The following is a 19,013-nucleotide window of genomic DNA, read 5'->3' as shown; positions in this document are numbered from 1 at the left end:
TAGTCACGGGAAAGCGTGTCGTGGACCCTGCGCACCGGTCCGCGCCGCACAAGCAGGAGGAGACGACCCCGTGACAGAACCGACCCTGACCATCGCCGGAAAGCCGCATCCCGTCGACGCCCGTTTCGATGTGTTCAACCCGTCGACAGGCGCGCTCGCCGGACGTGCACCGAACGCCTCTCTCGCCGATCTCGACGAGGCGGTGGCCGCCGCGAAGCAGGCCTTCGTCTCCTGGTCGCAAACTCCCGATGCCGAGTTGAGAGCCGCCTGCGAGGCCGTGACGGCGAAGATCGGCGAACACGCCGAGGAGCTCGCCCGCCTGCTGACGCTCGAGCAGGGAAAGCCGCTCAACGGTCTCGGCTCGCGCTGGGAGATCGGCGGCGCGCAGGCCTGGGCGGCGCATACGGCCTCCCTCTCGCTGCCGGTCAAGCTGCTCCAGGACGACAACACCGGCCGGGTCGAACTGCACCGCAAGCCGATCGGCGTCGTCGGCTCCATCACGCCGTGGAACTTCCCCGTCATGATCGCCGTGTGGCACATCCTGCCGGCCCTGCGCACCGGCAACACGGTCGTCATCAAGCCCTCGCCACACACGCCCCTTTCCACGCTTCGGCTTGTCGAGCTGATGAACGAGGTGCTGCCGGCCGGCGTCGTCAACATCGTCACCGGCGACGACGGCGAGACGAACCTCGGCGGCGCGATGTCGGCCCACCCGGACATCGGCAAGATCGTCTTCACCGGCTCCGGGCCGACCGGCACCAGGGTCATGCAGTCGGCCGCCGCCACGCTGAAGCGCCTGACGCTGGAGCTTGGCGGCAATGACGCCGGCATCGTGCTTCCCGACGCCGATCCGAAGCAGATCGCCGAGGGGCTCTTCTGGGGCGCCTTCCTCAACAACGGCCAGACCTGCGCGGCGATGAAGCGCCTCTATGTTCACGACAGCATCCACGACGCGGTGTGCGAGGCGCTCGTCGACTACGCCCGCAACGTGCCCGTTGGCGACGGTCTGGCGGAGGGCTCCATCCTCGGGCCGGTGCAGAACCGGATGCAGTTCGACAAGGTGAAGCGGCTCGTGGAGGACGCGAAAGGCCGCGGCGAGGTGCTCATCGGCGGAACGCCCGGCGAGGGTCTGTTCTTCCCGCCGACCATTGTCAGCGGGCTCGCGAACGGCGATCCGCTCGTCGATGAGGAGCAGTTCGGCCCCGCCCTCCCGGTGATCCGCTACACGGATGTGGAAGAGGCCATCGCGGCCGCGAACGACAGCCCGAACGGTCTCGGTGGCTCTGTGTGGAGCAGCGACATCGAAGCCGCGCGCAAGCTGGCGCTGAGGCTGGAATGCGGGTCCGTGTGGATCAACAAACACGGCATGATCCAGCCCAACGCGCCCTTCGGCGGCGTCAAGGGCTCGGGGATCGGCGTGGAGTTCGGCGAGGAAGGCCTCGCCGAATACACCGACATCCAGGTCGTCTTCAGCTGACCGCGAGGGCCGCCGGGGAAGCGGCCTCGCACAACGACCGTCGTTCAAGGGAGGAACGCATGAAGAAAGAACGGAAATCGCCGACCGGGCTCACGCGCCGGTCGTTCATCGGCCACACCATCGTCGCCTCGGGCGTGCTCTCGCTCGGCAACGGGCTGCTGGGCGCCTCGATCAACCCCGCCAGGGCCAACGAGCAGAGCTACGACTACATCGTCTGCGGCGCCGGCTCGGCCGGCTGCGTGCTCGCCAACCGCCTGTCGGCCGATGGTGCCTCGGTGCTCTTGATCGAGGCCGGCGGTCCCGACACCAGCGAGCTGATCACCACGCCGATGCGCCTCATCGAGCTGTGGCGCACGGAATACGACTGGGCGTATGAGACCGTGCCGCAGGAGCATGCCCACGACCGCAAGCTGTTCTGGCCGCGCGGCAAGGTGCTCGGCGGCTCCTCCTCGCTCAACGGCATGATCTACGTGCGCGGCGACCGGAGCGACTACGACGGCTGGGCCGCGCTCGGCAACGAGGGCTGGGACTACGAGAGCGTTCTGCCCTACTTCAAGAAGTCAGAGGACTACGACAAGGGCGCCAACGCCTATCACGGCGCTGGCGGCCTGCTGCATGTCACCTCCGAGTTCGAGCCGCATCCGGTGACCAGGGCCATCGTCGAGGCGGCCGTCGAGGCCGGCTATCCGCTCAACGAGGACACCAACGGCGAGACGCAGTTGGGCGTGGCCTACACCGACCTGACGACGAAGGACGGCAAGCGCCATTCAACGGCCGTCGCCTTCCTTCAGCCGGCGCTGGAGCGGGAGAACCTGACGCTGATCACCAACGCGCGGGTGCACCGGGCGGAGATCGAGGGCGGCCGCGCCTCCGGCGTCACCTACATGCAGGCCGGCAAGACCGTCACCGTGAAGGCGAACAAGGAGGTCATCCTGAGCGGAGGAGCGCTCGAGAGCCCGCGCATCCTGATGCTGTCCGGCATCGGCGAGAAGGATCAGCTCGAGGCCATCGGCGTTCCCGTCGTGCTCGATCTTCCCGGCGTCGGCAAGAACCTGCACGACCACACGCTGCTTCCGGTCATCTGGGAAGGCGCAAAGGAGATCCCGCCACCCTCCGACATGTCGATCCAGCCGCTGCATGGCCACGCGTTCATGAAGTCGAGCGACGCCAGGCCGGGACCGGACATCCAGCCGCTGTTCTTCCATGTGCCCTATTATGCGCCCGAGCAGGAGGCCGTGACGCCGAACGCCTTCACGCTGAATGCCGCCGGCATCAACCCGACCAGCCGCGGCGAGATCCGCCTGACCAGCGCCGATCCGGAAGCCGCGATGGAGATCGACCCGAAGGTGCTTTCGACGGACTACGACGTGGCAACGCTTGTCACCTCGATCCGCCGCAACCGCGAGATCGCCGCGCAATCGGCGCTCGCCGACTGGAAGGGCCGGGAGATCTACCCGGGCGAGGACAAGCAGAGCGACGCGGAGCTTGCCGACTACGCCCGCAGCGCGGTGATGTCCTACCACCACCAGTGCGGCACCTGCAAAATGGGCCAGGACGACATGGCTGTCGTCGACGACCGGCTGAAGGTGCGTGGCGTCGAAGGGCTGCGCGTGGTCGATGCCTCGATCATGCCCTCTGTGACTTCGGGCAACACCAACGCACCGGTGATCATGATCGCGGAAAAGGCCGCCGACATGATCCTGGCGGGCTGACGCGCGCCCGCAAGCAAGAGAAGAACAAGGAGGGCGGCGAACTCGCCCGCCCTCCTCGCCTGCCCCTCAGGTATGGCTGTTCAGTCGCAGGACCTGGCCGTCATCGTCGGAGGCATAGACAAAGCTACGGCGAAACTCGAAAAGCAGGTCGCCAACCATCGGCCGGCCGATGTGAAAGCCTTGCGCGAGGGGACAACCGGCCTCCGCCGCGAAGCTCAGATCGTCCTCCGTCTCGACCCCCTCCACGACCGTCTCCGCGCCGAGCGTTTCCGCAAGACGAACGATGCCCGTGACAATGCTGCGCCGCGTGTGCTCGTCGCCCTCGCGCAGGAATGAGCGGTCGATCTTGAGCACGTCCGGCTTGAGGCGGGCCAGATAGGCGATGTTCGAGTAGCCGGTGCCGAAGTCGTCGAGGGCGAGGCGAACGCCGAGCTCGGCCAGTTTCGCCAGGTTGCTCATGACCTGATCGCAGTCGCTGAGCAGCAGCCGTTCCGTAATCTCGACCTCGAGCAGGCGGCTCGGCAATCCCGTGAGCCTCAGCGCTTCCGCCACCTGATCGACGAGATCGACGCGGCGAAAGCTCTGTGGGGAGATGTTCACCGCGATACGGAGCGGGCCATCGGGATCGCGAGCCAGGTCCTTCGCCATCCGGCAGGCTTCATCGAGCACGAACCTGTCGATCTGGGAGATCTGTCCGCTTTCCTCGGCGACGGGAATGAACTCGTCGGGCGGGATCACCCGGCCGGTCTCGCCGCACCGCCAGCGCACCAGCGCCTCCGCACCGACAAGCCGTCCGTCCGAGATCCGCAACTGCGGCTGGAACTCAAGGAAAAGCTCGCGCCCGGCGATGGCGCTTTCAAGCCGCCGGCTCAGGGCTTCCGAGCGGCTGCGCCGTCCCGCCATCGCAGCATCATAGAACACCAGTCGGCCGCGCCCGGCGTCCTTTGCCTCGTAGAGTGCGGCGTCGGCGTTCGTCATGACGTCGTCGATCGTCGCCCCGTCGGCGGGCCACATGGCAACGCCGCAGCTCACGCCAACCGCCACGGCCTCTCCCTGGAATTCAACGACGGTCGGCTCCGAAATGCTTCTGGCAAGCAGGGTGTCGAGCGCTGCGGGATCATCGGGGCACAGTTCCGCCGCGACCACGAACTCGTCTCCGCCCCAGCGGGCGACGATGCCACGCCCTGCGAATTCGGCGACCAGCCAGTCCGCCACCGAGACAAGCGCCGCATCGCCGGCGGCATGGCCGAACCGGTCGTTCGCCGCCTTGAAGCGATCGAGATCGAACACCATCAGGGCGTGGGGTCGGGGAGCGGGCCGCGCCTCGAGTTCATGCGCCCATTCGGCGAAGCCGCGCCTGTTGGCAAGCCCGGTCAGGCTGTCACGGCCGTTTGCCTTGCGCAGCTCCTCCATGACAAGCCGGTTGCGATAGAACAGGCCGAGCGAGATAGAGGTGAGGACAAGCAGAAGGGCAACGCCGCCGACCACCTCATAGCGCGCCTTGGCGGACTGTTCGATCTGCTGACGGTACAGCGTGTCGATCTCGGCCTCGACGCTGCGCGTGAAGTCCCCGATCTCGCGCAAAAGCCGGGAACTGACGACTCTCAGCTCGTCGACCGTGCCGACGTCGATCGGTCGCCCCGCCTTCACCAGCTTGTCGAGGCCGGTCATCAGCGTATCCGTCAGGCCCGAAACATTCGACAGGGGATCGGCCATCGGACCGCGTGCCAGACCGCGCAGCATCTCCAGGCGCACATACAGATGATCCGCCGTATCGGACAGCATCCGGTGCGCGTCCACCGAAGAGGGGTTGAATTTCAAGGATTCAAGAAAGGTCTCGACCCGCGCGATCTCTGCATAGGTGTATCGCATGTGGCGAATAAGCTGCTGCCCGTTGGCTGGCGGCGGGCTCTTCAGCGTCTCGACGCCCCTGATCACGATAAGGGAGGCAAGAAATCCGAAACACAGAAAGATGATGCCAAGTATCCAGGAATATCGCCGGTGGCGGAGAACCAGCTTGGCAGATGCCCTCATCATCGCCTCACCAGCCGATTTCGGAAAGCAGCCAGACGCTGCGATCAACATAGACGTGATCGTAGAGCTCCTGATAAATGACAGTGGGATAGATCAGCCGCGCCGGTCCCCGGCTGCGCACGCTCAACGGCTTGCCGTCGAGCCGGGTCGCAACCACCAGAGGCCAGCGCTCCCAGTCGCCGCGCGGCACCTCCTCGGCATATCCGTCCGAGGCACGCAAGGTCACGGCCGGGGCGTCGCCGCCGCCAAGCGCCTTCAGAAGATCGGACAGAAGCACCCCCTGGAACCGGGACACCGCCTCTTCCGCGGTTGCCCTGCCCTCGATCTCGACCATTGGAAGCTGCTCGATTTCCCGGATCGTAATATCGCGCGTTGCCCCGTTCCCGACGACGCGAATGGTTGCCTTCATCTGCTCCTGCGCCGCCTCCGCCGGGGGGCTGTAGGCGGGAAGCCCGGCGGCGGGCGCGCGAACCACGCCCGCGAAGACTGCAAAAACGGACAAGATCGCGACAAGAATTCGAAATTGAGTCACGATACGTCTCCTTTTCTGCGTGCGGGCGGGCGCTGCGGGCGCCGCTTCAAGAGGGAGGACAAGCCCCCTGCGATCCACTGTCGGCGATCAGGTTTAATAAACCTGATTCATCACCGGCGAATACCGCATAATGACGCAACGGCACTCAAACTTCATGCCTCCCCGGCGATTGGCTCCGCCATAGCACGCAAGGCGCGCGCTCGCACTGGCAAGCCCCGTTCCGAGGGCTGGACATCGCATGGTTTTTCGTGATCATGCACGATTATGCGTGTTTCATTTCCCCTCCCGCCAGACCGCCGCAACGCCATCGCCAACCGGCTCCGGCGCGATCTGCGCGCACTTGCGCAGACGGGCATCCGCCAGCGTGCCTACGGCGGCGCGCTGCCGCTTTGGCCGGCATCGAGGCCGTTTGGGAGGCGAAACGACGAGACCACAGAGCGCAAGCGGGCGATGGCGCCCGCCATGCGCATCCCCGCCAGCGCACACGAGACGCCGTTCCTCGACACCGGCGGCACCAACCTGTGTCTTGCCGAATGCCTGCCGGCGAACAAGGCCGGCGCGTCGTGACGAACCCCATTCCGGTCGCCGCGGGGAACCGTGTCCTGATGGCCGTCCCCGCCGACGACTGATCTCCCTCTTCCTCAAGGCACCTCCATGCAGACCTCGTCCAACCGGCCGGAAACTCGGCTCGCCACCCGCCTTGCCTTCTTCGCGGCCGGCTTCGCCGTCGCCTGCTGGGCGCCGCTCGTGCCCTTCGCAAAGGCAAACGCGGGGGTCGACGATGGCGCGCTCGGCCTCCTGCTGCTCTGCCTGGGCATCGGCTCCATCGTCGCCATGCCGGTGACGGGATGGGTCAGCGCCCGCTTCGGCAGCCGGCCGATAATCCTCACCGGCGGCTTCGCCCTTGTCGCCATCCTGCCGCTGCTCGCCCTCGTTGCCGACCCGCGTCTGCTTGGCATCACGCTCTTCGCCTTCGGCGCGGCGCTGGGAGCCATCGACGTGGCGATGAACGTGCATGCGGTCGAGGTCGAACGGGATGCCGACCGGCCGCTGATGTCCGGCTTCCACGCGATGTTCAGCGTCGGCGGCTTCGTTGGCGCGGGCGGCATGACGCTGCTGCTCTCGCAAGGGCTCACGCCCTTCACGGCGTCGCTTTGCTGCAGCGTGCTCACCCTGGCGGCGATGGTGCTTGCCGGACCGCGTCTGCTCAGGGCACGCGGCGGAGACGCGCCGACCTTCGTCGCCCCGCGCGGCATCGTCCTGCTCGTCGCCGCGCTGGCCGGCATCACCTTCCTCGTCGAAGGCGCGATCCTCGACTGGAGCGCGCTGCTCGCGGTCGGCATGGGGCTCGTCGACAAGTCCGAGGGCGGGCTCGGCTACATGCTCTTCGCCAGCGCCATGACGCTTGGTCGCCTCACCGGCGATCGCATCGTCGCGCGCGCCGGAAACCGCAGGATCCTGCTTGGCGGCGGCCTGACGACCGTTGCCGGCATCGCCCTGCTCCTGACCGCGCCTTGGCCGGCGCTGGCGATGGCCGGCTTCGCCCTGATCGGCCTCGGCGCCTCGAACATCGTGCCGGTGCTCTTCAGCATCGCCGGACACCAGAAGGTCATGCCCTCGGGTCTCGCCGTCGCGGCCGTCACCACCACCGGCTATGCCGGCGTATTGCTCGGGCCAGCGGCCGTCGGCCTCGTCTCCCGCTCAGCCGATCTGCCGACGGCATTCTGGATCATCGCCGTCCTGATGCTGGCAGTGCCCCTCCTGGCGCGCACCGCCACCCGGGCCTGACGGCGCGGACCAACGCCGCGCAGGCCCGCCCCACCTCGGGAAAGGTGCCAATGTGCAGCCGCGGTGTATCCCTGCGAGTTCTTACCAGATGCCGCATTTCACGGCATGCTCACTTGCGAGGCAGACACAACCGGCCGGAAAGCGGTTGCGGGCGGGTTGCGCAGCAGGCGAACTTTAGGAAGCACATTCTCCAATAGACATAAATTCGCGATTTTGTAGGATGCCCATACTAAAAAAATAATCAGATGGGGTACGAAATATGCAAATTGACGAGTTTGATAGAAAAATACTTTCTGTCATTCAGGATGATGCTAGCCTATCAGTAGCTCAGATATCGGAGCGGATCGGGCTGTCGTCGACCCCCTGCTGGCGTCGTCTGCAGAAGCTGGAGCGGGAGGGATATATAGATGGCCGGGTAACGCTTCTCAACCAGAGCAAGATCGGCCTCGACCTGACGGTTTTCGTGATGGTCCGGACCAATCAGCACAACACGGCATGGCTTGAGAAATTCAACGAGGTCGTGGGTCTGTTCCCCGAGATTGTCGAAGTAAACCGGCTGGCGGGCGAATACGACTACATCCTGAAGGTCGTGACGAGGAACAATTCCTCCTACGACGCCTTCTACAAGAAGTTCATCAACCTTATCGAACTGAACGATGTCACCTCCTGCTTCTCCATGGAACAGATCAAGCGAAGCGCGAAGCTGCCGCTCGAGGCGGGAGACCCGACCCGCTGAAGAAAAGGCGCGCACCCGGAAGCCCGGATAGCCCCGCGCCGCGCCACCGAATGCCCGTCTCACCCGACACTTTCCAAACCGGACGCCGCGAATGTTTTCCAGCAAGCAGATCTCGACCTCACTCTGGGCCGCAACGGCCCCCGCCAGAACGGCGGCGCCGGCGCTGCGGGGCCGGGCGGAGACGGACGTCGCGGTGATCGGCGGCGGCTTCTCCGGCCTGTCGACGGCGCTGCATCTGGCGCGCGCGGGCCAGAAGGTCACCGTGCTGGAAGGAATGGAGGTCGGCTACGGCGGTTCGGGACGCAACAACGGCCAGGTGATCCCGACGATGACGGCGGCCGAGCCGGACGCGATCGAGGAGAGATTCGGCGAGACCGGCGAGCGTTTCGTCGCGCTGATCCGCGACAGTGCCTCCTATCTCTTCGACACCGCCCGCGCCGAAGGCATCGACTGCGAGGGCGAGCAGACCGGCTGGTTCCAGCCCGCCCACCGGGAAAGCCGCATGCGGCTCAGTGCCAGGCGCGTCGAAGCCTGGGCAAAGCGCGGCTCTCCCTGCCGGCTGCTGGACCGCGCGGAATCCGCGCGCGTGGTCGGGTCGGACCAGTGGTTCGGCGGCATGTACAATCCGACCGGCGGCCACATCAACCCGCTGGCGCTGGCGCGCGGGCTCGCCGCGGCCTGCGAGAAGCACGGCGCGACGCTCCACGAGCACAGCCCGGTTTCGACCGTGGAGCGCAAGGATGGCAAGTGGCACCTGCGCACGAAGGACGGCGCGACGCTGGTCGCCCGCTCCGTGATGCTGGCGAGCAATGCCTATACCGGGCAACTCGAGCCGACGCTCTCGCCCAGGGTGGCGCGCTCTGTGGTGCCGGTGCTTTCCTGGCAGATGGCGACGCAACCGCTCGACGAGGAGCAGCGCAAGGTCGTGATCCCCGGCCGCGAAGCGGTCTCCGACACCCATGGCGACCTGCGCTTCTTCCGCTTCGACAAACGCAACCGCCTCGTCACCGGCGGCGCGCTGGTGTGCACCCTCAACGGCCCGGAGCGGCTCAAGGCTCTGGTCGGCAGCAGGCTCGCCGAGGCCTTTCCCGTCCTCGGCACGCCGAAGTTCGATTTCGTCTGGAACGGCTTCATCGGCATGACCGAGGACCGCTTCCCCTTCATTTCGCAGCTCGGCCCCGACTTCTGGTGCTGGGCGGGCTGCAACGGGCGCGGCGTCGCCCTGTCGATCTCGCTCGGGCGGGAACTCGCCGAGGCCATCGCCGGTCGTCCGGCGTCCGAACTCGCCCTGCCCATGTCCGACCCCAAGCCAATCCCGTTTCACGGCCTGATCAAGTCCGTCGCTCCTCCGGTCATGCTTCCGCTGTACCGCTGGCGCGACGGGCGCGACTGACCGCAAACAACGACAAGCAAGAGGACCCCATCCAATGACAAAGAACACTTCCAGCGAGCCGGTCGTCACCCTGGAGATGCTGAAGGGCGCCTTCGCGATGCGCGCCCGCGCCTATGCGCACATGTTCGACGTGCTGCGCGAGGCCTTCGGTGCGGAACGCGCTGTCGAGCTGATCGGGGAATCGACCCGTCGCCTCGGCAAGGACATGGGCGGCAAGTTCGCCCACCTCGGCCCGGACAATCTGCCCGGCCTCAAGGAGGCGTTCATCGGCGGCATTCCCTGCGCGCCCGAGATGTTCGCCCCCGAAATCCGCAAGTGCGACGACGACGGCCTGGAGATCCAGTTCCATCGCTGTCCGCTCAAGGACACCTGGGCGGCGGACGGCCGCAACGAGGAAGATCTGGAGCACCTGTGCAAGGCCGCCGGCGCCATCGACGGCGGGCTCTTCACCGAGGCCGGGTTCACCTTCAAGGGCGAGACCTGGTCCAAGGGAAAGATCGGCTGCTGCCTGCTGAAGGTGGAGCCGGGCCCGGCGGCGGGCTGACAAAAAGGGGCGGCCCCGGCGCGGGGCCGGCCGGTCTCACGAACGACAACAACACATTCGTCCAGACAACGGAGATGATCACATGAACGTGACACGCAGAAACTGGCTCGCACTGGTCCTCGGCGCTGCCGGACTTGCCGCCCTGCCCGTCAAGGCCCATGCCCAGGACACGATCTATCTCGGCTACCAGTTGCCATTGACCGGAAACACCGCCCAGTACGGCCAGGACTTCAAGACCGCCGCGGAGATCGCGCTCAAGGATTTCGCCGCCTCCGGCAAGCTGAAGGTTCCGGTGGAGATCATCTTCGAGGACTCGCGGTCCGACGCCAAGGAAGGCGTCACGATCGCCCGCAAGTTCGTCGACGACAAGCGCATCGTCGCAGCGCTCGGCGACTTCACCTCGACCGTGTCGATGGCCGCCGCCCAGGTCTACAAGCGCGCCGGAATGGCCCAGCTCAGCCAGACCGCCTCGCACCCGGACTTCGCCAAGATCTCCGAATGGCAGTTCCGCAACATCACCACCCAGGCCCAGGAAGGCGTCTTCAACGCCGACTGGATGAACGAGCAGGGCTACAAGAAGATCGCGGTGATCGCCGAGCAGACCGACTGGGGCCAGTCGGTGGTCAAGGATTTCGCCGACAAGGTGAAGGCCAACGGCGGCGAGGTGGTGTTCACCGAGTTCTTCAACCGCGGCCTGCCGGACTTCCGCTCGATCATCACGAAGATCGAGCGCGCCAAGCCCGACGCCATCTACACCGGCTTCTTCTATGAGGACGGCGCCCAGTTCCTGAAGCAGATGCAGCAGCTTGGCGTCGACACCCCGGTCTATTCGACCTCGGCCGCCTACAACCAGAAGCTCGTCGAGCTCGCCGGCCCGGCCGCCGAGGGGCTGTACCTGACGGCGACCTTCCTGCCCAACAGCGATGACGAGAACGTCCAGAAGTTCGTCAGCGAGTGGAAGGCGGCGCGCAACGGAGCCGAGCCCGGGCAGTTCCCGGCCCAGGCCTTCGACGCGGTCAACATCATGCTCGAGGCGGTCGCCCGCGCCTATCCCGACGTCAGCCGCCAGAACGTGCGCGACGAGCTGGCCAAGACCAAGGACTATCCCGGCGTCACCGGCGTGACCTCCTTCGACGCCGACGGCGAGGCCATCAAGCAGCTGACCAAGGCGACCGTCTCCGACGGCACCTTCGTCCCGGTCAAGTAAGCCCGACGCGCTCCCGGGCGGGCAATCCTGCCGCCCGGGAGTTGGGCCGCGCGCCGAACTTCGCAGACCGACACGCATTCGCGGGCACGCACGATGTGTGCCCGCAGCGCAAGGTTCCCGTGTTCCTCGCTTGCCAGGACAGACCCCGTGCTTGATCCATACTATCTGCAACAGCTGACGATCGGCGTGTCGCTGGGCATGGTCTACGCCCTCATGGCCATCGGCTTCACGCTGATCTTCGGCGTGCTCAACGTCGTCAACTTCGCCCATGGCGAGGTCTACACGATCGGCGCTTTCGCCGGCATCATGGCGATCGCCGCCTTCGGCCCGCCGTTCCTGATCGTGGTCTTCATCGTCCTGGCGGTCGGTGCCTTCGCCGGCTTCGGGCTGGAGCGGCTCGCCTTCCGGCCCTTCCGAAGATTCTCCGACGAGGCCTCGCTCAAGTCACGCGCCATGCGCGAGGCGACGCTGATGTCCTCGCTCGCCATGTCGATCATCGCCCGCGAGGCGATGGAGCTCCTGTTCGGCTCGGAGTTCCAGACCATCGACATCGCCTATCTGATCAACAAGCCGATCGAGCTCGGACCGATCACCATCGTCAACGGCGACATCATCATCTTCGTCGTGTCGGCGCTGATGCTGGGCGGTCTTCAGTACCTGTTGCGCTACAGCGCCATCGGCCTGTCGATCCGCGCCGTCTCCAACAACCCGCTCGGCGCGAAATACGTCGGCATCAACACCGACCGGACCATCGTCATCACCTTCGTGATCGGCTCGATGATGGGTGCGCTCGCCGGCATCCTGGTCGGCCTCTACTATGGCGCGGTGTTCCCGGCGATGGGCTTCATCCCGGGCATCAAGGCCTTCGTCGCAATGGTCATGGGCGGCTTGAGCTCGATCCCCGGCGCGGTGATCTCGGCGCTCGTGCTCGGCATCGCCGAGAGCATGTCGACCACCTTCGTGTCGTCCGTCTGGGCGGACATGGTGGCCTATCTGTTCCTCATCGTCACCCTGGTGTTCTTCCCGCAGGGGCTCTTCGGAGCAAGGAGGGAACGTGTCTAGGATCAACTTCCAATCGGCGGGCCTGAAGCTCGTCATCCTGGCGGTGGTTTTCGCCGCCCTGCCCGCCCTGCTCGCCTGGCTTGGCCAAGGGTATCTCTACCAGATCGCGACGCTGGCGCTGATCTTCTCGCTGCTTGCCGTGTCGCTGCAGCTCGTCACCGGCATCGCCGGCCTGCTGCATCTCGGCCACGCCGCCTTCTACGGCATCGGCGCCTATATCGCCGCACTCGCGGGTGCCGACCACGGCATCGGCTTCGCCATCGGCCTGCCGATGGCCGGGATCGGCGCGGCGGCCGTCGCCTTCGTGGTGGCGCTACCGACCATGCGGCTCGTGAGCATCTACTTCGCCGTCGCGACGCTCGGCATCGGGCAGATGATCTTCCTGGTCCTGCAGAACTGGGTGGCCGTCACCAAGGGCCCGAACGGCGTGATCATGTTCACCGGCATCGACCTCTTCGGCTATGCCATCGACAGCGAGACGGGCACCTATTTCGTCGTCGCCGTCATCGTCGCCGCCTCGATCTGGGTGATCCACAGGCTCAGCCACTCCTACTACGGCAACGCCCTGCGCAGCCTGCGCGAGGACGACCAGTGCGCCGACGCCATGGGCATCGACACCGTGCGGCTGAAGATCGAGGCCTTCATGATCTCGTCCTTCTTCGCCGGGATCGCGGGGGCGCTTTGGGCCTATACGACGGGCTACATCTCGCCGGTCGACTTCGACTTCTCGGAATCGATCCTGATCCTGGCGATGGTGGTGGTCGGCGGGCTCGGCTCCATTCCCGGCGCGATCATCGGCGCACTGCTGCTGATCCTGCTGCCCGAGGCGCTGCGCTCGGTCGGCGACATCCGCAACATCATCGTCGGCGTCGTGCTGTTCTGCTCGATCCTGTATCTGCCGAAGGGCCTCTTCGGCGAAGTGCCGGCGCTCGACTTCGTCCGCCGCCGGCTGAACGGCTCCTGGCAGAGCGCGCCCGACAAGCAGAAGGTGGGCTGGAAATGACGGCCATGCTGGAAGTGGACAACGTGTCCCGGCGCTTCGGCGGCCTGATGGCCGTCGACAGCGTCACCACGCACGTCGGCGAGGGCGAGCTCATCGGCCTGATCGGCCCGAACGGCGCCGGCAAGACGACGCTCTTCAACCTGATCTCCGGATTCACCCCGGTCTCCTCGGGAGAAATCCGCTACCGGGGCGAGAAGATCAGCGGGCTGAAGCCGGCCGCCATCGCCCATCGCGGCATCTCCCGCACGTTCCAGAACCTGCGCGTGTTCCCCAACATGTCCGTGTTCGACAATGTCTCGGTCGGGGCCGTCGGGGCCATCGGCCAGAGCCCCTGGCAGGCGATCACCGCCGGATCGAAGCGGGCGAAGCAGATCTCCGAGCGCAGCTGGGAAGCGCTGGAAAAGGTCGGCCTCACCGAATACGCCAACGAGCTGGCGGCGAACCTCGCCTACGGCAAGCGCAAGTATCTGGAGATCGCGCGCGCGCTGGCGATGAAGCCGGACCTGCTGATCCTCGACGAACCGGCGGCGGGGCTCAACGATTCAGAGACGGCCGAGCTTGCCACCTTCGTCAAGGACCTGCACGGCGAGGGCCTCACGGTCATGCTCGTGGAACACGACATGGGCCTTGTCATGAGCATCTGCGAGCGGATCGTGGTGCTGGCCTCGGGCAAGAAGATCGCCGACGCCGAGCCCGCGCTCGTGCGGCAGAACCAGGAGGTCCTGGAAGCATATCTGGGAGTGGACGCGTGAACGTTCTCGAGATCAGAAACCTGTCGCTGAGGATCGGTGTCCAGGACATCCTGCACGACATCACGCTGGCCCTGCCGGACAAGGGGATCCTGGCGATCCTCGGCGCCAACGGCGTCGGCAAGACCAGCCTGATGCGCTGCATCTCCGGCATCTACCACCCGACCGGCGGCGAGATCCGCTACGACGGGGAAAACATCGTCGGCCTGAAGAGCAACCAGATCGTCGAGCGCGGCATCCTGCAGGCGCCCGAAGGCCGCCAGATCTTTTCCAACATGAGCGTGCTGGAGAACCTGACGATCGGCGGCGGGCCTCTGGGAACCCAGGAGCTCGACCACGTGCTGACGCTGTTTCCCAAGCTGAAGGAGCGATTGCGGCAGGGTGCGGGATCACTCTCGGGCGGCGAACAGCAGATGCTGTGCATTGGCCGTGCGCTGATGCGCAAGCCCAAGGTGCTCCTTCTCGACGAGCCGTCGCTGGGCCTTGCCCCGCTGCTGGTCCGCTTCATCTTCGATCTTGTCGAGCAGATCCGCTCCGAGGGCTACGCGATCCTGATCGTGGAGCAGAATGCCAAGGCGGCGCTGCGGATCGCCGACCGGGCCGCCGTCATCGAGGGAGGGCGGATCCTGATGGAAGGCACGGCAAGCGAGCTTGCCAACGACAGCCGCGTCGCCGACGCCTATCTGGGCGGGCATGTCGCTGGCGCCTGAGGCGCCGAACCCTGCCCGCCGACACCCCGCGCCAGGCCGCCGCGCGACGCGACACCCAGATGCGAAAGGACGACACCATGACACAGACCCCAGCGCCCCTTCCGATGATCGAGAAGCGCCGCATCGAGGCGCAGATCCTCAAATGCGTGTTCGACGTCCTCGTCGAGCGGCACGGCCGTGCCGAGGCGGAGGCCGTGATCGGCGAGGCGGTATCGAACTCGGCCATCGCCCAGGGCAAGGACTTCCGGGAGAAGGAAGACCATGAGCCGAACCTCAAGGACTTCGCCGATCTGCTGCCGCTCTGGAAGATGGACGGAGCGCTCGAGATGGACGTGCTCGACGAGGGCACGGACAAGCTCGACTTCAACGTCACCCGCTGTCGCTACTCGGAAATGTACAAGGAGATGGGTCTCGGCGACATCGGGCACCTGCTGTCGTGCAACCGTGATGGCGACTTCTGCATCGGCTACAATCCGAAGATGGAGCTGACGCGCACCCAGACCATCATGAAGGGCGCCAGTCACTGCGACTTCCGCTACCGGCTGAAAGCAGCGGCCGACTGAGACCCGGGGCCAGGCGCTCAGGCGGCCAAATAGCCGCCGTCGACCGGTACGATGGCACCGTGCACATAGGACGCGTCCGGGGACAGCAGGAAGGCGATCACGGCGGCGACTTCGCCCGGCTGAGCCCAGCGCCCGAGCGGAATGCGCGCGGCGATCCGGGGGCCGCGAACCGGGTCCGCCTTCGCCCGCGCCGAGAGCCGGGTGTCGACCCAGCCCGGTGCAACAGCGTTCACCCGGACGCCGCGTCCGCCCCAGGCGACCGCGAGCGAGCGGGTCAGCGACGACACCGCTCCCTTGCTGGCCGAATAGGCCGGAGCGGCACCATTGCCGAACCAGCTCCACATCGACGCGATGTTGACAACGGCGCCGCCGGTTCGCTCCAGCGCCGGCAACGCCGCCGTCGCGGCGGCGAAGCTGCCGCCGACATTGATCGCCATCACCTTCTCGAAGGTCGCCGCGTCCCATTCCGCATCGAAGCGGATCACGCCGGCGCAATTGACCAGGCCGTGCAAAGCGGGCGTGGAAACGAACAGCCTGTCGCGGGCCGCCTCATCGGTGATGTCGCACTCGACGAAGGAGACGTCCGGCGACAACGCATCGTCCCGCTCCAGCCCCGCCGCGATCACGTCCCAGCCGCGCGCGGCGAGGCACTCGGCCGTCGCCCGCCCGATGCCGGTTCCCCCGCCGGTCACGATCACCTTGCGCATTCCGCAGCCTTTCCCGTCCGTTGTCGCGGCGTGCCGCCGTCTAGCCTCCGACATGGGCCTCGAGGTCGCGCATCGCCGCGACCAGGTCGTCCGGCCCGAGCTGGCGCATGTAGTTGCCGGCATAGGGAGCGGTCAGCGAAACCTCGGCGATGCGTCGCAGATCCGCTGCCTCGCCCAACCCGAAGGCGGCGAGCGACACCGGCAGCCCGATGCGCCGGAAGAAGACCGCGAGACGGCGGATCTCCGCCGTGTCCCCCTGCCCGGCAGCAAGCTGCGTCAGCGTGCCGAGCGCCACCATCTCGCCATGCAGCAGATGCGCCAGCTGCGGCATGACCGAGAAGCCGCGCACCATGGAATGGGCGATGGACAGCCCGCCGCTTTCGAATGCGAGCCCGCTGAGCAGGATCGTCGCCTCGACCACCCGCTCGAAGGCGGCATCGGGCTCCGTCGCCGCCATCGCCTGCGCGCCATCCTCCAGGAGGATGGCGCCTGCGCGCGCGACAATGGCCCGCGTCAGCTCCGTCGGCGTCCCGGCAAAGAAGTTGAGACCGCCGCCGGCAAGCGCCCCGGCAAGCTCGTAGGGCTTCGACATGGCATCACCGATGCCGGCTGCCAGAAAGCGGCGGGGCGCTGAGGCGATGACGGCGGTGTCGACCAGCACGAGCGCCGGGTTCGCCCGCATGTGGCGCACACCCTCAACGACGTGATCGGCGCTGTAGACCACGGCGATGTGGCTTGTCGGGCTGTCGTTGGAGGCGATCGTGGGGACGATTCCGACGGGCAGGTCGCGCAGGATCGCCGCCCCCTTGGCGGTATCGATGGCCTTGCCGCCGCCGATGCCGAGGATCAGGCGGGCGTCGCCGATTTCCGCCGCCTGGGCCTCGATCTCGGCCGCCGTGCACTCGCCGCCGAAAGGCAGCAGCCGCGCCCGCGGCAGACACCGCGCGATGCGCGCACCGAGCAGATCGGCTGCGACCGGATCGATGACGATGGCGACCTGGCCGCCCCCCAGGCGTTCGACCTCGGCACCGAGCGTGTCGATCGCGCCGGGCCCCTGAACATAGCGTTGCGGGGCTCCGAGAATACGCAAGGCCATGACCTATCCTTTCACCGCGCCGGCCGTCAGGCCCTGCACGAAATACCGGGAAAGCAGAATGAAGGCGACGAACAGGGGCATCGCGATCAGCGTCGACCCGGCCATGATATCGCCCCAGCGCAGGTCGAAGGCGCCGATCATAGACGCAAGCCCGAGAGGAACCGTCTTGTTCACATCCGAGCCGATCATCACCAGCGCGAAGGTGTAATCCGTCCACGACAGCAGGAAGGCGAAGATCGCCACCGTGACCAGGCCGGGAACCGACAGCGGCAGCACCACCCGCAGGAACGCGCCGAGCCTGGTGCAGCCGTCGACCATCGCCGCCTCCTCCAGCTCGAAGGGCATCGCCTTGAAGAAGCCCCAGAGGAACCAGACGCCGAGCGGCATGGTCATGGTCAGATGCGACACGACCAGCGAAAACAGCGTGTCGTTGAGCCCGACCTTGGTGAACATCGCATAGAGCGGGATGGCAAGCAGCAGCGGCGGGAACATGTAGGCATAGAGCATGCCGGCGATGATCGCCTTCTTGCCCCTGATCCTCTGGCGCGTGACGCCATAGGCGATCATCACCGACAGGACCATGGTCAACACCACGGTGGAGACGGCGACGATCAGGCTGTTGAGGAACTGGCGCGGATAATCGGTCTGCGCGAGCAGGCTATAGTAGTAGCGCAAGGTCAGCTCGGAGGGCACGAGCGTCGGATTGGTGAGCATCTCCTGCGTCGGGCGCAGGGAAGAGGACACCATCCAGTAGATCGGAAAGGCGCTGTAGATCGCGATGGCGAACGCCGCAATATAGAGGCCGATGCGCGCGACCGGCCGGGGAGCTGCGGATGTCATGCATCGTCCTCCATGGGAAAGGCGCGGAAGTAGAGGAAGACGGCGAGCGACAGGAACAGAAAGGAGATCGTCGCGATGGCGGCGCCGCTGCCGATGTCATAGAGCGCGAAGGCGGTGCGATAGGACAGGATCGGCAGATGCTCCGTCGCCCCGAGCGGCCCGCCGCCCGTGGTCAGCCAGATGACATCGAACTTGTTGAACATCCACACGCCGCGCAACAGCACGATGACCGTCAGGATCGGCCGCAGCATCGGCAACGTGATGTGGAAGAAGCGGCGGATCGGACCGGCCCCGTCGACACGCGCCGCCTCGTAGAGCTGCGTCGGCACGGTCTGCAGTCCCGCAAGGAAGGTCGTGGTGACGAACGGCGTCCACAGCCATACCGACACGAGGATCACCGAGATCATCGCGGCCTGCTCGGTCTCGAACCAGTAGATCGGCGGCAGGCCCCAGTCGTCCATGAGGATGGTGACGATGCCGAGCGATCCGTCGACCATCCACTTGAAGGTCAGTACCGCGATCACCGTCGGCAGCAGATAGGGAAGAAACGCCAGCCCTCGCACCAGCGCCCGGCCACGGAACGGCTGATGCAGGATAAGCGCGAAGCCGATGCCGAGCACCACCTGGAGCACGATCGCCAGGCCGGCGTAGACGATGCCGTTCCACAGGGCGTTCCAGAATTCCGCGCTCATCAGCACGGCATGGTATTTCGCCAACCCCACCCAGACCGGGTCGGAGGTCAGCGACGGCATGTCGAAGAAGCTGAGCGACACGGCGTAAAGCGCCGGGCCGACGATCAGCGTCAAGGTCACGATCACGCCCACGGCCAAAAAGGCCGGCAGCATCCAGCGGGTCATTCG

Annotated in this window: 19 protein-coding genes; 13 read left to right on the top strand and 6 right to left on the bottom strand. The window is 66.3% G+C overall.

The genetic code is table 11. The features are described from left to right. Positions 1-70: 70 nt before the first annotated feature. Both ACSLUQ_RS19530 and ACSLUQ_RS19525 read left to right on the top strand, forming a co-directional pair. Positions 71-1,477: an aldehyde dehydrogenase family protein gene (locus tag ACSLUQ_RS19530; RefSeq protein WP_461809485.1), complete on the top strand. Its 1,407-nt coding sequence runs from the start codon at positions 71-73 to the stop codon at positions 1,475-1,477. A gap of 59 nt (positions 1,478-1,536) precedes the next feature. Beyond that, positions 1,537-3,189, top strand: coding sequence for a GMC family oxidoreductase (locus ACSLUQ_RS19525; protein WP_461809484.1), 1,653 nt, complete (start codon positions 1,537-1,539; stop codon positions 3,187-3,189). A 66-nt stretch (positions 3,190-3,255) separates the two neighbouring features. Here the strand turns inward: ACSLUQ_RS19525 and ACSLUQ_RS19520 are convergent, their stop codons facing one another. Both ACSLUQ_RS19520 and ACSLUQ_RS19515 read right to left on the bottom strand, forming a co-directional pair. After that, the gene (locus ACSLUQ_RS19520; RefSeq protein ID WP_461809483.1) at positions 3,256-5,226 is read right to left on the bottom strand and encodes a putative bifunctional diguanylate cyclase/phosphodiesterase; all 1,971 of its coding nucleotides are present in this window, start codon (positions 5,224-5,226) and stop codon (positions 3,256-3,258) included. Between the two features lie 4 nt (positions 5,227-5,230). Next, a complete protein-coding gene (locus ACSLUQ_RS19515) occupies positions 5,231-5,755 on the bottom strand; it encodes a putative pterin-binding protein (protein WP_461809482.1) in 525 nt (174 codons plus the stop codon). A gap of 264 nt (positions 5,756-6,019) precedes the next feature. On the opposite strand from ACSLUQ_RS19515, the gene ACSLUQ_RS19510 reads away from it, so the two are divergent. From ACSLUQ_RS19510 to ACSLUQ_RS19460, 11 genes are all read left to right on the top strand, one after another. Next, positions 6,020-6,322, top strand: coding sequence for a hypothetical protein (locus ACSLUQ_RS19510; RefSeq protein WP_461809481.1), 303 nt, complete (start codon positions 6,020-6,022; stop codon positions 6,320-6,322). A gap of 87 nt (positions 6,323-6,409) precedes the next feature. Then, on the top strand, positions 6,410-7,543 hold the full coding sequence (locus ACSLUQ_RS19505; RefSeq protein WP_461809480.1) for an MFS transporter: 1,134 nt from the start codon (positions 6,410-6,412) through the stop codon (positions 7,541-7,543). A gap of 259 nt (positions 7,544-7,802) precedes the next feature. Beyond that, on the top strand, positions 7,803-8,279 hold the full coding sequence (locus tag ACSLUQ_RS19500) for an Lrp/AsnC family transcriptional regulator (RefSeq protein ID WP_417773614.1): 477 nt from the start codon (positions 7,803-7,805) through the stop codon (positions 8,277-8,279). A gap of 91 nt (positions 8,280-8,370) precedes the next feature. Then, a complete protein-coding gene (locus ACSLUQ_RS19495) occupies positions 8,371-9,672 on the top strand; it encodes an NAD(P)/FAD-dependent oxidoreductase (RefSeq protein ID WP_461809479.1) in 1,302 nt (433 codons plus the stop codon). Positions 9,673-9,706: 34 nt separating this feature from the next. Continuing rightward, on the top strand, positions 9,707-10,216 hold the full coding sequence (locus ACSLUQ_RS19490; RefSeq protein ID WP_417773612.1) for an L-2-amino-thiazoline-4-carboxylic acid hydrolase: 510 nt from the start codon (positions 9,707-9,709) through the stop codon (positions 10,214-10,216). Between the two features lie 82 nt (positions 10,217-10,298). Beyond that, positions 10,299-11,423 (top strand): ABC transporter substrate-binding protein, encoded by a 1,125-nt coding sequence (locus ACSLUQ_RS19485; protein ID WP_417773611.1) that lies wholly within the window; start codon positions 10,299-10,301, stop codon positions 11,421-11,423. Positions 11,424-11,570: 147 nt separating this feature from the next. Continuing rightward, complete coding sequence (locus tag ACSLUQ_RS19480) at positions 11,571-12,485, top strand: branched-chain amino acid ABC transporter permease (protein WP_417773610.1); 915 nt, start codon at positions 11,571-11,573, stop codon at positions 12,483-12,485. Beyond that, complete coding sequence (locus tag ACSLUQ_RS19475; protein ID WP_461809478.1) at positions 12,478-13,488, top strand: branched-chain amino acid ABC transporter permease; 1,011 nt, start codon at positions 12,478-12,480, stop codon at positions 13,486-13,488. Before ACSLUQ_RS19480 ends, ACSLUQ_RS19475 begins: the two co-directional genes overlap by 8 nt. 5 nt (positions 13,489-13,493) lie before the next feature. Beyond that, positions 13,494-14,240, top strand: coding sequence for an ABC transporter ATP-binding protein (locus tag ACSLUQ_RS19470; RefSeq protein ID WP_417773608.1), 747 nt, complete (start codon positions 13,494-13,496; stop codon positions 14,238-14,240). Next, positions 14,237-14,947 (top strand): ABC transporter ATP-binding protein, encoded by a 711-nt coding sequence (locus ACSLUQ_RS19465; protein ID WP_417773607.1) that lies wholly within the window; start codon positions 14,237-14,239, stop codon positions 14,945-14,947. Before ACSLUQ_RS19470 ends, ACSLUQ_RS19465 begins: the two co-directional genes overlap by 4 nt. Before the next feature lie 77 nt (positions 14,948-15,024). After that, positions 15,025-15,510: an L-2-amino-thiazoline-4-carboxylic acid hydrolase gene (locus ACSLUQ_RS19460; protein ID WP_461809477.1), complete on the top strand. Its 486-nt coding sequence runs from the start codon at positions 15,025-15,027 to the stop codon at positions 15,508-15,510. Positions 15,511-15,527: 17 nt separating this feature from the next. Here ACSLUQ_RS19460 and ACSLUQ_RS19455 read toward each other — a convergent pair whose 3' ends face one another. From ACSLUQ_RS19455 to ACSLUQ_RS19440, 4 genes are read right to left on the bottom strand one after another with little or no spacing between them, the layout of a single operon-like run. Continuing rightward, positions 15,528-16,217 carry an SDR family NAD(P)-dependent oxidoreductase gene (locus tag ACSLUQ_RS19455; RefSeq protein ID WP_417773605.1) on the bottom strand — a complete coding sequence of 230 codons (690 nt, stop codon included), beginning with the start codon at positions 16,215-16,217 and terminating at the stop codon, positions 15,528-15,530. Between the two features lie 40 nt (positions 16,218-16,257). Continuing rightward, a complete protein-coding gene (locus ACSLUQ_RS19450; protein WP_461809476.1) occupies positions 16,258-17,313 on the bottom strand; it encodes a glycerol dehydrogenase in 1,056 nt (351 codons plus the stop codon). Positions 17,314-17,316: 3 nt separating this feature from the next. Further along, positions 17,317-18,153, bottom strand: coding sequence for a carbohydrate ABC transporter permease (locus ACSLUQ_RS19445; protein ID WP_417773603.1), 837 nt, complete (start codon positions 18,151-18,153; stop codon positions 17,317-17,319). Beyond that, positions 18,150-19,010 carry a carbohydrate ABC transporter permease gene (locus ACSLUQ_RS19440; protein ID WP_417773602.1) on the bottom strand — a complete coding sequence of 287 codons (861 nt, stop codon included), beginning with the start codon at positions 19,008-19,010 and terminating at the stop codon, positions 18,150-18,152. Before ACSLUQ_RS19440 ends, ACSLUQ_RS19445 begins: the two co-directional genes overlap by 4 nt. Positions 19,011-19,013 lie beyond the last annotated feature (3 nt).

The sequence above is a fragment of the Stappia sp. ICDLI1TA098 genome (genome assembly GCF_054880955.1).
This window is presented reverse-complemented; position numbering and strand designations above follow the sequence as displayed.